This window comes from Mangrovimonas sp. sgz306409 (assembly GCF_059735265.1).
The window spans coordinates 60,341-74,176 of sequence record NZ_JCAPEU010000010.1; the positions used below are offsets into that span (position 1 = coordinate 60,341).

The following is a 13,836-nucleotide window of genomic DNA, read 5'->3' on the forward strand; positions in this document are numbered from 1 at the left end:
ATATTTTTTAACCCTCAGATATTGTGCAATTTTTATCGATTAACAAAAAAAGCCTGAAAAAATTCAGACTTTTACAACTATAATTAAAATGAATAGAAATGAGCTATTCCAAAGGTAATTCGTAAGGTTCAAAACCAACACTGTCCTTATATATATAGTATACCGGCAAGTAAGAAAACGATGCTGTTATCAAAAGTCCAACCCCACAAAGCACAAGCCCAATAACTTCAGCAAACAATCCCGAAATTACAATCAAACCAAAAGTGATAAGCCACTTCTTGTTTCCCAAATCAAAACTTGACTTCACAATGTCCCCAACAGCCATTTCTGGATTAAAGGCAAAAATCACATTCATTAAACTTATTGGAACTATAACATATAATATAGGTAATACGCACAACATTGCAGCCAACAGAGAAATCCCGTAACTGATCAACGCCAACTTAACTACCTTTCCCAAATAAGGTTTCTTCAAATAATAGAAGTAATCATCCTTTTCCACCAAACCAAGATCTTTCGCCTTGCAAATTCGGTAAAAGGATGCCTTAAGCCCAAAAGCGATGACCATGGCAAAAAAAGTAAACAGCAACATAAACACCACAAAAGGAATCATCAAGAATGGATTTACATTATTATCCTGTAAAGCTTCCGGATTCCAAATACCCATAGCCACCATTGGCAAATACATTATAATGTAGAATGGCGCCAACATGGCAATAGTTATCAAAATCATGATAAGACCTTGTACCCAAACTTTTTTAAAAAGCTCGATACAATTACTGAAGATAGTGCCAAAATCCAATGGTTTGGCAACATTAATTTTGGATTGAAGTTCTGAAAAAGTCATATTTAATTAATTGGTTACCTGTTAAAAATAAGCCATATTATTAACATATTAAAATCAACAATAACACTGCCATCTTGTCATAGATTACAAATAAATCGTATCTTTGCACACTTATTGAACACGGAACGCTTCAGTATTATATATGGAAAAGATTATAGAAGAGAACAAGCAGGGCCAAAGCCTTGTTTTAGAACAAAAGGAAGGTAACCAGCGAAAACTGTTTATTGAAAGTTATGGTTGCCAAATGAATTTTAGCGACAGTGAAATTGTAGCCTCGATTCTTTCTGAAAACGGATTTAACACCACCCAAAACCTTGAAGATGCCGATTTGGTTTTGGTAAATACTTGCTCCATTAGAGACAAAGCAGAACAAACGGTACGTAAACGTTTGGAAAAATATAATGCCGTAAAAAAAATCAACCCCAACATGAAAGTTGGTGTTTTGGGCTGTATGGCAGAACGCTTAAAAAGTAAATTCCTAGAAGAAGAAAAAATTGTAGACCTTGTTGTAGGTCCAGATGCTTACAAAGACCTGCCTAACCTTGTTGCCGAAGTGGACGAAGGAAGGAATGCTGTAAACGTGATTCTTTCCAAAGAGGAAACCTATGGCGACATTTCTCCTGTGCGTTTAAACTCAAACGGGGTTACAGCTTTTGTATCCATCACAAGAGGTTGCGACAATATGTGTACCTTCTGCGTCGTTCCTTTTACTCGTGGTCGTGAGCGCAGCCGTGACCCACAGAGTATTATGGAAGAAATCAATGACCTTTGGAGCAAAGGCTATAAAGAAGTGACCCTTTTGGGACAAAATGTAGACAGTTACCTTTGGTATGGCGGCGGACTTAAAAAAGATTTCGAAAAGGCCTCAGACATGCAAAAAGCTACGGCTGTTAACTTTGCGAACCTTTTGGAAATGTGTGCCACTGCGCAACCAAAAATGCGCTTCCGCTTTTCAACATCCAACCCTCAAGACATGACTTTGGATGTGATTGAAGCCATGGCCAAACATAACAACATCTGTAATTACATCCACTTACCTGTTCAAAGCGGAAGTAACCGTATTTTGAAGGAAATGAACCGTCAGCATACGCGTGAAGAGTATTTTGAGTTGATTGACAATATCAAAAGACTCATTCCAGACTGTGCCATTTCTCAAGATATGATTTCTGGTTTCCCTACCGAAACTGAAGAAGACCACCAAGACACATTGAGCTTGATGGAATATGTAAAATACGACTTCGGATTTATGTTTGCATATTCTGAAAGACCAGGTACTTTGGCAGAGCGAAAAATGGAAGATGATGTTCCTGAAGAGACCAAAAAACGTCGTTTGGAAGAAATCATAGTATTACAACAAAAACATGCCCTATACCGCACCGAGCAACATCTTGGTAAAGTTGAGGAAGTGTTGATTGAAAAAGAATCCAAAAGATCTGACGCTCATTGGTCTGGAAGAAACAGCCAAAACACCGTGGTGGTATTCCCTAAAGAAAACTACAAAGTGGGAGATTTTGTAAATGTGAAGATTACTGAATGTACTTCAGCAACTTTAATTGGAGAAGCTGTAGGATATTCAGAAAATAATTAGATTATAAAAGACAGTAGAACAAAGAAAAAGGAATCAAGAGAACCCAAAAAATCTTGGTTCTTTTCTCTTAACTCTAAAATCTAACAGATAAAATGGAATCAGTACAAGCCATTAAACAACGATTCGGAATCATTGGTAACGACCAAAAACTTAATCGTGCCATTGAAAAAGCCATACAGGTTGCCCCTACGGACATTTCAGTATTGGTTACGGGAGAGAGTGGTGTTGGAAAAGAGAGTATTCCGAAAATTATCCATCAGCTTTCCCACAGAAAGCATGGAAAATATATAGCTGTTAACTGTGGTGCCATTCCAGAAGGAACCATTGACAGTGAATTGTTTGGGCACGAAAAAGGCGCCTTTACAGGAGCTACCCAAACCCGTAGCGGATATTTTGAAGTAGCCGATGGCGGAACCATATTTCTTGATGAAGTTGGAGAACTGCCTTTGACCACTCAGGTCCGGTTACTACGTGTTTTGGAAAATGGGGAGTTCATTAAGGTAGGATCTAGTAAGGTCCAAAAAACCAACGTGCGTATTGTGGCGGCGACCAACGTGAACATGTTCGAGGCCATCAAAAAAGAGAAATTCCGAGAGGACCTTTATTATCGTTTAAGTACGGTTGAAATTAACATTCCTCCACTTCGTGAGCGAAAGGAAGATATCCATTTGCTGTTCAGAAAATTTGCCAGCGATTTTGCGCTGAAATACAAAATGCCAACCGTGAAACTTACGGACGATGCTATTGATTTGTTGCAGAAATACAGGTGGAATGGTAATATTCGTCAATTGCGAAACGTTGCTGAGCAAGCTTCGGTACTGGAACACAATAGGACATTGAACGCCCAAGCATTGCAACATTATTTGCCAAGTGGAGGCAGCAATCTTCCTGCGGTGATCAGTACTACCAAATCCGAAAGTGATTTTAGTAGTGAACGTGAAATTCTCTACAAGGTACTTTTTGACATGAAAAGCGACTTGAACGATTTGAAGAAATTGACCATGGAGCTTATGAAAAATGGCAATGTCAAAGACATTCAAAAAGATCACGAAGGCTTGATTTCCAAAATCTACGGGAATGCTTCGGCAGATGAAAATGACATAAGTGACATTGAAGATTTAGAAGTATTGTCTATTCCGGAGAAAACCCATGAACCAATAGATATTCCCGAACCTCCAATAGACAAATACCATTTTGCAGAAGAAATTGACGAGGAAGAAACACTGTCATTACAGGATAAGGAATTGGAATTAATAAAAAAATCACTTGAACGTCACCAAGGAAAACGTAAATTGGCTGCTGCCGAACTCGGTATTAGTGAACGTACCCTTTACCGTAAAATAAAACAATACGACCTATAATGAGATTTTTAACCTACTTCCTTTTGTGTGCCCTTTCATTTGTAATGGTATCCTGTAAAGTTAATTATAGTTTTACAGGTGTTCAAACTCTTGCAGGAATAGAAACTTTTCAGGTAAATTATTTCCAAAACAATGCGCCTTTGGTGGAGCCTGGTCTGGATAGAGACTTTACCCTAGCCCTTCAAGATTTAATAGTAAACCAAACTAGTTTGAACCTAGTAAACTCTGGAGGTGATTTGGTATACGAAGGTGAAATTACCGAATACCGTATTTCTCCAACTACAGCGACATCTGATAACAAAGCTGCACAGAATAGGCTCACTATTGGCGTGAATGTCCGTTTTTATGATAGAGTTCATCCAGAAGAAGATCTTGAACAACGTTTTTCCTTCTTCTATGATTACCCCGCCGCGGCGCAACTTATAGGAAGCACAAGAGACACCGCCTTTGAAGAAATTTTTGAAAGGTTGACACAAGACATTTTTAATGCTACATTAGCTAAATGGTAATTTAATTCAACCTATGCAATTGCAGGATATTACATATCTACTTCAACACCCTCAGGAATTTACTTCGGAGCAATTGAGTGACATCACGGCTGTGATTAAGGAATATCCTTATTTTCAGGCGGCACGTGCATTGCATTTAAAAGGATTGAAACATACTGAAAGCTTTAGATACAATCCAGAATTGAAAACCACTGCTGCCTACACCACAGACCGCAGCATCCTTTTTGATTATATCACTTCCGAAGCTTTCAACCAAAATGAGATTTCATTTCAAATAAAACAGAATTCAGAGCACATCAAGCAATTAGATGTGAATGAAGAAAGTGATATTTCCGTAAATAAAAGTGTTCTTATTGATGACGCACTAAAACAGCACATCAAAGACTCCGAAAGGGTCTTGGACCCATTTTTGTTTGAAGAAAAAATTACCGAAGAGGAGGAAATCGAAGAAGTTGAAATTACTACGGAGGAAATCGAGGAACTGCAAATTATTGCAGTAGACACTAAAAATATTGAGCAAAGCCCGGAAGAGCAACTTCAGATTGGTAAACCTTTGGATTTCGAAAAAAACGAAACCCACTCCTTTTCAGAATGGCTTAAAATAACCAGTTTTAAACCCATTGAAAGGCAACCAAATATTGCTCCAGAAAAAGTAGCAGTTACAGATATTCCAGAAGAGCCAGAGCCCAAACCAAAAGCAAGGCCAATGGATAGCAAATTGAACCTTATTGATAAATTCTTGAGCAGCAACCCTAAAATTGTACCTTCAAAAGAAGTTGCACCAAGCCCGAAACTCAACCTCAACAAGGATGACAACCAAAATGACGGCTTAATGACAGAAACTTTGGCCAGAATTTATCTAGAACAAAAAAATTATGACAAGGCTATTCAATCTTATAAAATTTTAAGTTTGAAATATCCAGAAAAAAGTGGTTTCTTTGCAGACCAAATTAAAGCAGTTAAAAAATTACAAGAAAATAATACTAAAGAATAAGAATCATGTTTACAGTTTTTTTAATACTTATTGTGCTTATCGCATTTTTGTTGATCGTAGTGATTATGGTACAAAATCCTAAAGGAGGCGGGTTATCTTCTTCTTTCGGAGGTGGAGGCACCCAACAATTGGGAGGTGTTAAAAAAACTACCGACTTCCTAGACAAGAGTACTTGGGGATTGGCTACCGTGTTATTGGCGCTTATCTTGTTATCTAATGTAGCTATTGGCGGTGGAAATGGAGCTGCAGAATCTAAAGCTTTAGACGATTCTACTGTTGAGCAACCAGTTCAAGAAACTCCTGCTGCAACAACGCCAGCTACTCAAGAAAGTAATCCTGTAAGCAACGATTCAACAAACTAATTGAATTTATAAATTCATTAAAAATGCCAACCCCTTCGGTTGGCATTTTTTGTTACTGAAAGTTTGTCAGTCACTTTGAATTGGCACATTTTTGGCTTCATCCAATTTCGAAAAACAAGTTTAATTAATCATAAAAATATAATACCAATGGGATTAAACATTAAACCATTAGCAGACAGAGTTCTTATTGAGCCTGTAGAAGCAGAAACTAAAACAGCTTCAGGAATCATTATCCCTGACACTGCAAAGGAAAAACCCCAAAAAGGAAAAGTAATTGCTGTAGGTAACGGAACCAAAGACGAACCTATGACTGTACAAGTTGGAGAGATGGTATTGTACGGAAAATATGCCGGTACTGAGCTAAAATTGGAAGGTAAAGATTATTTGATCATGAGAGAAAGCGACATTCTTGCAATTGTCTAATTCCCTTTCAAAACTACCAACAACGCTCTCAATGAGTTTAACGTTTAAAAATATTTCAATTTAAATTTTAAAAGAATTTATTATGGCAAAAGATATAAAATTCGATATAGAAGCACGTGACGGTTTAAAACGTGGTGTGGATGCATTGGCAAATGCAGTTAAAGTAACTTTAGGGCCTAAAGGTCGTAACGTAATCATTAGTCGTTCTTTTGGTGCGCCTCAAGTAACCAAAGATGGTGTAAGTGTAGCCAAAGAAGTAGAGCTTGAAAATGAGCTTGAAAACATGGGGGCTCAAATGGTGAAGGAAGTTGCCTCCAAAACCAATGATTTGGCAGGTGACGGTACTACTACTGCAACCGTTTTGGCACAAGCTATCGTAAAAGAAGGTTTGAAAAACGTTGCTGCAGGCGCAAATCCAATGGATTTAAAGCGTGGTATCGACAAAGCTGTTGAAGCTATTACTGCCGAATTACAAAACCAATCTCAAGAAGTAGGAAACTCTTCTGAAAAAATCAAACAAGTTGCTGCCATTTCTGCCAACAACGATGACACTATTGGTGATTTAATCGCTCAAGCGTTTTCTAAAGTTGGAAAGGAAGGTGTGATTACTGTTGAAGAAGCTAAAGGAACCGATACTTATGTAGACGTTGTAGAAGGTATGCAATTTGACAGAGGTTACCTTTCTCCTTACTTCGTAACAGATGCAGATAAAATGATTGCCGATTTAGACAATCCATACATTTTATTGTTCGACAAAAAGATTTCTAACTTACAGGAAATTCTTCCAATTTTGGAACCAGTTGCACAATCTGGCCGTCCTCTATTAATCATTGCTGAAGATGTTGAAGGTCAAGCTTTGGCTACTTTGGTAGTTAACAAACTTCGTGGAGGCTTAAAGATTGCTGCTGTTAAAGCTCCAGGATTTGGTGACCGTCGTAAAGCAATGCTTGAAGATATCGCAATCCTTACAGGTGGTGTAGTAATTTCAGAAGAAAGAGGTTTCTCTCTTGAAAACGCAGACTTGAGCATGTTGGGAACTGCAGAAACTGTAACAATCGATAAAGACAACACTACAATTGTTAATGGTTCTGGAAGTGCTGATGACATTAAAGCAAGAGTAAACCAAATCAAAGCTCAAATTGAAACAACTACTTCAGACTACGATAAAGAAAAACTACAAGAGCGTTTGGCCAAATTGGCTGGAGGTGTAGCGGTACTTTACGTTGGTGCTGCAAGTGAAGTTGAAATGAAAGAGAAAAAAGACCGTGTGGACGATGCTTTACACGCTACAAGAGCCGCAGTTGAAGAAGGTATCGTAGCTGGTGGTGGTGTGGCCCTTGTAAGAGCCAAAGCTGTATTGGATAGCATTACTACTGAAAACTTAGATGAAGTTACAGGTATCCAAATTGTAGCACGTGCTATTGAAGCTCCTTTACGTACTATCGTTGAAAACGCAGGTGGTGAAGGAAGCGTAGTAGTTGCCAAAGTAAAAGAAGGAGAAAAAGATTTTGGTTACGACGCGAAATCTGAAACTTATGTAAACATGCTTGAGGCAGGTATCATCGACCCTAAGAAAGTAACCCGTATTGCCCTTGAAAATGCTGCTTCTGTATCTGGAATGATCTTGACTACAGAGTGTGCTTTAATCGATATTAAAGAAGATGCACCTGCCATGCCTCCAATGGGAGGTGGCGGAATGCCAGGTATGATGTAATATCAACCTTCATTAAACATAAAAAAACCGAAGCTTAGTGGCTTCGGTTTTTTTATGTTATTTTTCAACTAACTTCTTCTAAAATACCTCGATACAACGGATGCTTTAAATAGCCACCATAGGCTATATCCGCCATAAAAATAGAAGGATATTCATTAGCTTCAATAATGACAGGGCCGTCCTTAGAAATGGCAATATCCCACCCAATGTAACGATCAGGGAGGCATTTCACAGCTTGAATCACCAATTCCTTTACTTCCTTAAAAAAAGGGATTTGATAATCCTTAAAAACAAAACCAGAATCAGGATGCTCCTTATATTCAGCTCCGCCATACTCCATATATTGATGTCCCACATCTCTTAAGGTCCCTTTTTCAAGATCTATCCCGACATAAAAACCACCAGCATGGGCATTATCCACAAAACCACTCCCCACTCCAAAGCGCATAAAAGCGGACAAGATGTGAATTTGATTCTGTTTATCAATAAATGTTTCAACCCTAATCGTATTCACACAATTAGGATGAATTTTATTTACTTCCTCATGCTGCACTACTACTTCTTCATGAATGCAACAATTCTTTAAAAGAAACTCCTTATTGTTACTCAAATCTTCTTCCAAGGTATCTTTTGAAATTCTATAACACCCTGTTCCTCCATAAAGTGAAATTGGCTTAAGGAAAAGTACTGTTTGCCCAGAATCCTTAAAAACCATATTGAAAAACTCAATTAACCCCTTCAAATTCTCTACAATATGAAGTTGCTTTTTATAAAAAAAATGGGATTCAAAATTATGACTAACCAAGCCTGGGACAGGCAAATCGTTTTGTTTGCAAAACAGTGAAAAATTTAACTTATTAGATATTATCGTCAAATACTCCTCTTTATGGAATGTGTCCCTATATTTAATTCTATTGGCCTCTTTGGTGCCAATATAGTCTTGATAATTGACTACATTCTTTCGATATAAGTATTTAAAATAGTAAAACGGTATTTCCCGTTTTTGGAATAACAGTACAGTACATTCTTTAATTATCTTTAAGGGGGGCTTTTTGTTTTTATCTTTTAAGAAAACAGCCAATCGATTTTGCTTCATGCTAACAATTTTTCTTAGGTTGTTAAATAGTTGCCATTCCTTTACCCCTTCCCGATTTCCTACTTTTGTTTACTACAAATTTTCTTTTTCCAGAGGACAGCAATGGAATTTCATTAACATAATCAAACTCAATCTCTGCATCTGTTCCCAACAACTTTAAGAATTCCTCTTTAATATCTTCCTCGGAATTAAAGGCCTTATCCACATTTAATTTAAACAAATATTTTTTATCATCCTCCTGAATAAATTGATACTGTTTTATATGAGGATACTTTAAGATATTATAAACTGCATAAGAAGAAATAAAATTACCGTTAGAGTCGTAAATCATATCCATTTTTCTCCCCTCGATCTTCATCAAAACAGGATATTCATTATGAGTATCGTCTTCATAATCCATCATCCCGATATCCCCAGTATCATAACGAATCATTGGCATACATTCATTAAACAAATCCGTCACTACGATTCTACCTAACTCACCTCTTTCAACAGGTTCTGCACTGTTCAGTTTTAAAATTTCCACATAATAACTGGCCCAATTAATGTAAAATCCGTTGCTATCTCCCAACAATTGTTGGGCTATAATTCCATTTTCCACATTGGAGTATCGAGAAACAACCTTTACCCCAAAATAGTTTTCGATAACCTCCTTCGTTTCTTGATTTAATTTCTCTCCTACAGCAATTATAGATTGCACTCCGCAGTCATTGGAAACTTCCTTACCTGATTTCAAAATGTAATCCCGAATCTCGTCCAATGCAGAGGCATAGGATACTATTCCTTTTCGTGAACTGTTACCTTCAATTTCATGCAACAGGCCTTTAATGTCATTTTGAGTCAACTTAGAAACGGGATGCATATAAATATGTCGTTTCCAAGCTTCGAATGGGGATTTACTGTTGTATTGGTCCCAATGCCTTATATAAAACAATTTATCACCAACATTAAACCCTGCTTGCTCTGCGAAGTAAATGACATCTGCTGAGTTCCTATATTTTTTGTCTAGGTTTTGATACACTTTAAACGGTGTACCGGTAGAACCACTCGTATAGGCCGAAAAATTTTCCTGATCCAAGTACTTTACTGATTTAAAATCATCATAATAATTAACAATAATATTTTTATCAATAATTGGAAAATCAGAGAGGTCCATAAAGCCTTTATAAGAACTGTAAAATTGTGTAGAAGATACAGCGTGCTTCAAAATAGCGCCTAAATTCTCCTTTTGCTTTTGCCTTGAATTTATGGAATTGAGATTGCTCAGAATCTCTTTAACCTCTGTATATTGATTTTTTATATGGTTGCCTTTTAAAAAGTCAACACACCAAAACACTTTTCTCCTGAACAACTCTAACATCCCAATAGCTACTATTAATTAATTCCAAAAAAAATACCCATGAGCAAGTACCCTAGCCCACAATTTATTCTTTTACAATTTTCTTCCTCAACACCAATTTCTTATTATTTAAAATCTCCACAACATAAATACCACTCTCTAAATAATTCAGATAATCCAAATGATAAGCATTAGTATTCTCAAAAACTCTATTTAAAATTACACGGCCGGAAATATCATAAATCACGACCTCATCCATCCCTAGCTTGTTTGTATCTTCAATTTTTAGGTCTAAATAAGTATTGAACGGATTGGGAGAAACTGAAATAATCGATTCGAAAATAGGGTCAATTGGATTATACGCCTCTTTGTTGAGGATTGCTGGGTCATAATCAAACGGATTTGGATTATTAATTCTGGAAGCCAATAAACTTGTATTATCCAACCTTGACGTTTGATTTTCTGTATCAATCGTAGCGACAAAAGAACTTCCCGATTGCGCTGTAAATCCTGGCAATAAATTTATTTGATTTACGGAAGTAACTTGACAGTTTGTGCCCGAGGGCACCAAAAAGCTATCTCCAACATCTATAATGAATTGATAGTAGAAATTTTCTATGCTATGATGAGAATTGGACACCACATAATCTGAGAGATTGGCAAGTTGATTTTCTGCATAAAAAACTCCTAACACATTACTATCTGTAATATCATCCGGGTCTACCAAAGGCAATACTTCCCCATTAAAGACATAGGTACCATCATAACGAATCATAGAAGTAATGATATGCGAAGATCCCCCAGGATTAGCTGTTTCCCAGTCATCCCACAATTTGTCCACAAAGGTATGGTGTAAATAGAAAACAGGATCTCTAGGAGATAAAGGTGTAGGCATGGCCCCTCCTACCCACCTGTGTGCACCTGAATGTACACGCCCCCTTTCCATGGTATTAGCATATTCCAAAAAATCTACAATAGCCTGAACATTAATCACATCTTGAGTGGTAGGTAAAAAACTAATTTCATTTACCGTTGCATAATTTCTATTCAAGGCCCATGCCTGATCAAAAGACCCCATAAAATCCGCGTTCCACAAAGGTGAATTTATAGATTGATCCACAGATGAATCCCACCAAGGAATACTTATATCCGGGTTTAATTCCTGCATGGCCTGTTCCATTTCAAACATTTGATATCTATGCCAAGCAAAGAAAATTTGACGTTCTGGCTCATCGGGAAGATTAAAATGAATATCTAGTTGTGTGGGATCTGCAGAACTATCAAAATTGAAAAAATCTGAATGAAACTGAGCCAAATCTGCTACCAAATCAGGGCCGTTACGAAGCTCGTAAAACGCATTTACCAATTCATCTCTTTCGTATTGCGTCATTTCCTGATAGTTTTTACGTATGCTTTGAGTCCAAACCGTTTGAACCAATAGACACATTAAAATTACATATATTTTCAACGCCTTTTTCATTTAACTCATTAATTTTTAAGCGCTTCCACTTTTTCTTCTAATTGTTGAATTCTCTTATCCTGTTGGAGTATGTAAAGTGTTAATTCCTCTATTTTCTCCAATAGAATGGCATTCATTTCCCCCAATCCAACACCTTGTTGTTTCACCTCACTTTCACTCGGCACATTAAGCAGATGTCCTTTTTCTTCTATATGTTTTTTAACTTCCAACAAAGTTGGTAGCTTATAGTTACTATCAAAAACATAATCAGGCCAAGAAGCCTGTAATGCAACCCTAACCTCCTCTGCTATCATATTACCCGCTACCGCTAACCGATAACCTTGCGTATTGGTGGTTCCAATTCCTATATTTCTTGCAGCGAACAAATCTCTTCCAGTCCAATCTACCGTGTCTAGATTAGAATTTAACGAAGTATAATCGATAATCCCAGAAGTAGTAGTAACATCCAATACCGCACTTTGATTAGAACTATTATCTGCAGCATCCAGAGCCGACACGGAAAAACCATAAGAGGTTTCTGAAGTAAGTCCTGTTACAACAAAAATTACAGCTCCAGTACTAAACCCAATACTTTGACCATTCTGAAAAATTTCATAATCTACCACTCCAACATTGTCGGTTGATGCTCCCCAATTCAATATCAATCCTGTATCCGTAACATTCGTAGCAAGAAGTCCAGTTGGTATACTTGGCGCCTCGGTATCTGGAGGAGTCAAGGTGGTCACCTGCAATACAGCGCTTTGATTTGACGCATTATCAGAAGCATCTATAGCAGTAACGTTAAAATTATAGGTCGTTTCTCCGATAAGTCCCGTAACATTAAAAGTTAGAGCTCCCCCACTAAAGCCAATACTTTGACCGTTCTGGAACACTTCATAATCTACCACTCCAACATTGTCCGTCGAAGCCGCCCAATTCAATGTCAAGCCCGTGTCAGTGACATTCGTGGCATTAAGTCCTATGGGAATACTCGGGGCTTCAATGTCCGGTGGACTTGTGGTGGTTACCTGTAAGATGGCACTCTGATCGGAAGCATTATCGGAGGCATCAATGGCACTCACCGTGAAATCATAGGCCGTGTCCCCTGTTAATCCTGTAACGTTAAAAAATAGAGCACCAGTACTTAAGCCAATACTTTGTCCATTTTGGAATACTTCATAATCTACCACTCCAACATTGTCCGTGGAAGCCTCCCAATTCAATGTCAAACCTGTGTCGGTGACATTGGTAGCATTGAGACCTGTGGGAACACTTGGCGCTTCAATGTCCGGTGGACTTGCCGTGGTCACCTGTAAAATAGCACTCTGGTCGGAAGCATTATCAGAAGCATCAATGGCACTCACCGTGAAATCATAGGTCGTGTCCCCTGTTAATCCCGTAACGTTAAAAATTAGAGCACCAGTACTTAAGCCAATACTTTGTCCATTTTGAAATACTTCATAATTCACAACCCCAACATTGTCCGTGGAAGCCTCCCAATTCAATGTCAAACCGGTGTCGGAGACACTGTTGGCACTAAGACCTATGGGGACGCTCGGGGCTTCAATGTCGGGAGAATTTGCGGTAGTCACCTGCAAGATGGCACTCTGATCGGAAGCATTATCGGAGGCATCAATGGCACTTACCGTAAAGTCATAGGTCGTGTCCCCTGTTAATCCTGTAACGTTAAAAAATAGAGCGCCAGTACTTAAACCAATACTTTGTCCGTTTTGAAATACTTCATAATTCACAACACCAACATTATCCGTGGAAGCCTCCCAATTAATGGTCGCACCAGTTTCTGTAACATTGGTCGCATTGAGACCTGTGGGAATGCTCGGCGCTTCGTTATCCACAGGCGTCAAAGTTATTACCTCCAGTACCGCACTGGGTGCCGAGGCATTGGTGGCAGCATCTATAGCTGTCACCGTGAAATCATAACTTGTAGAGGCATCCAATCCTGTAACATCAAAAGTCAGCGTTCCACCACTAAAACCTATGCTAACATCATCTTGGAATACCTCATAGTCCACCACACCAACATTATCCGTGGAAGCCTCCCAATTAATGGTCGCACCTGTTTCTGTAACATTGGTCGCATTGAGACCTTCGGGAATGCTCGGCGCTTCGTTATCCACAGGCGT

12 protein-coding genes are annotated in these 13,836 nt (G+C 38.2%); 7 read left to right on the top strand and 5 right to left on the bottom strand.

Annotated elements, in window-relative coordinates; all coding sequences use genetic code 11:
• Nucleotides 1-103: 103 nt before the first annotated feature.
• Nucleotides 104-847, bottom strand: coding sequence for a hypothetical protein (locus AC6I5C_RS16085; protein WP_497906036.1), 744 nt, complete (start codon nucleotides 845-847; stop codon nucleotides 104-106).
• Nucleotides 848-989: 142 nt separating this feature from the next.
• On the opposite strand from AC6I5C_RS16085, the gene miaB reads away from it, so the two are divergent.
• The 7 genes from miaB to groL all read left to right on the top strand — a co-directional run bounded on the left by miaB (nucleotide 990) and on the right by groL (nucleotide 7,798).
• A complete protein-coding gene (gene miaB, locus AC6I5C_RS16090) occupies nucleotides 990-2,435 on the top strand; it encodes a tRNA (N6-isopentenyl adenosine(37)-C2)-methylthiotransferase MiaB (RefSeq protein WP_497906037.1) in 1,446 nt (481 codons plus the stop codon).
• A gap of 92 nt (nucleotides 2,436-2,527) precedes the next feature.
• Complete coding sequence (locus AC6I5C_RS16095) at nucleotides 2,528-3,796, top strand: sigma-54 interaction domain-containing protein (protein ID WP_497906038.1); 1,269 nt, start codon at nucleotides 2,528-2,530, stop codon at nucleotides 3,794-3,796.
• Complete coding sequence (locus AC6I5C_RS16100) at nucleotides 3,796-4,305, top strand: LptE family protein (RefSeq protein ID WP_497906039.1); 510 nt, start codon at nucleotides 3,796-3,798, stop codon at nucleotides 4,303-4,305. Before AC6I5C_RS16095 ends, AC6I5C_RS16100 begins: the two co-directional genes overlap by 1 nt.
• Nucleotides 4,306-4,318: 13 nt before the next feature.
• Nucleotides 4,319-5,299 carry a DUF8458 domain-containing protein gene (locus AC6I5C_RS16105; protein WP_497906040.1) on the top strand — a complete coding sequence of 327 codons (981 nt, stop codon included), beginning with the start codon at nucleotides 4,319-4,321 and terminating at the stop codon, nucleotides 5,297-5,299.
• Between the two features lie 5 nt (nucleotides 5,300-5,304).
• Nucleotides 5,305-5,661, top strand: coding sequence for a preprotein translocase subunit SecG (gene secG / locus AC6I5C_RS16110; RefSeq protein ID WP_076662141.1), 357 nt, complete (start codon nucleotides 5,305-5,307; stop codon nucleotides 5,659-5,661).
• Between the two features lie 147 nt (nucleotides 5,662-5,808).
• Nucleotides 5,809-6,084, top strand: coding sequence for a co-chaperone GroES (locus AC6I5C_RS16115; RefSeq protein WP_053977040.1), 276 nt, complete (start codon nucleotides 5,809-5,811; stop codon nucleotides 6,082-6,084).
• An 82-nt stretch (nucleotides 6,085-6,166) separates the two neighbouring features.
• Entirely contained in the window at nucleotides 6,167-7,798 is a 1,632-nt protein-coding gene (gene groL / locus AC6I5C_RS16120; RefSeq protein WP_053975932.1) for a chaperonin GroEL, read from the top strand.
• A 64-nt stretch (nucleotides 7,799-7,862) separates the two neighbouring features.
• Here the strand turns inward: groL and AC6I5C_RS16125 are convergent, their stop codons facing one another.
• From AC6I5C_RS16125 to AC6I5C_RS16140, 4 genes are all read right to left on the bottom strand, one after another.
• Nucleotides 7,863-8,894 carry a sugar-transfer associated ATP-grasp domain-containing protein gene (locus tag AC6I5C_RS16125; protein ID WP_497906041.1) on the bottom strand — a complete coding sequence of 344 codons (1,032 nt, stop codon included), beginning with the start codon at nucleotides 8,892-8,894 and terminating at the stop codon, nucleotides 7,863-7,865.
• 22 nt (nucleotides 8,895-8,916) lie between these two features.
• Nucleotides 8,917-10,254 (bottom strand): phenylacetate--CoA ligase family protein, encoded by a 1,338-nt coding sequence (locus tag AC6I5C_RS16130; RefSeq protein WP_497906042.1) that lies wholly within the window; start codon nucleotides 10,252-10,254, stop codon nucleotides 8,917-8,919.
• Between the two features lie 64 nt (nucleotides 10,255-10,318).
• A complete protein-coding gene (locus AC6I5C_RS16135; protein WP_497906043.1) occupies nucleotides 10,319-11,713 on the bottom strand; it encodes a tyrosinase family protein in 1,395 nt (464 codons plus the stop codon).
• Nucleotides 11,714-11,721: 8 nt separating this feature from the next.
• The coding region (locus AC6I5C_RS16140; RefSeq protein WP_497906044.1) for a fibronectin type III domain-containing protein at nucleotides 11,722-13,836 on the bottom strand (2,115 nt) is incomplete at its 5' end.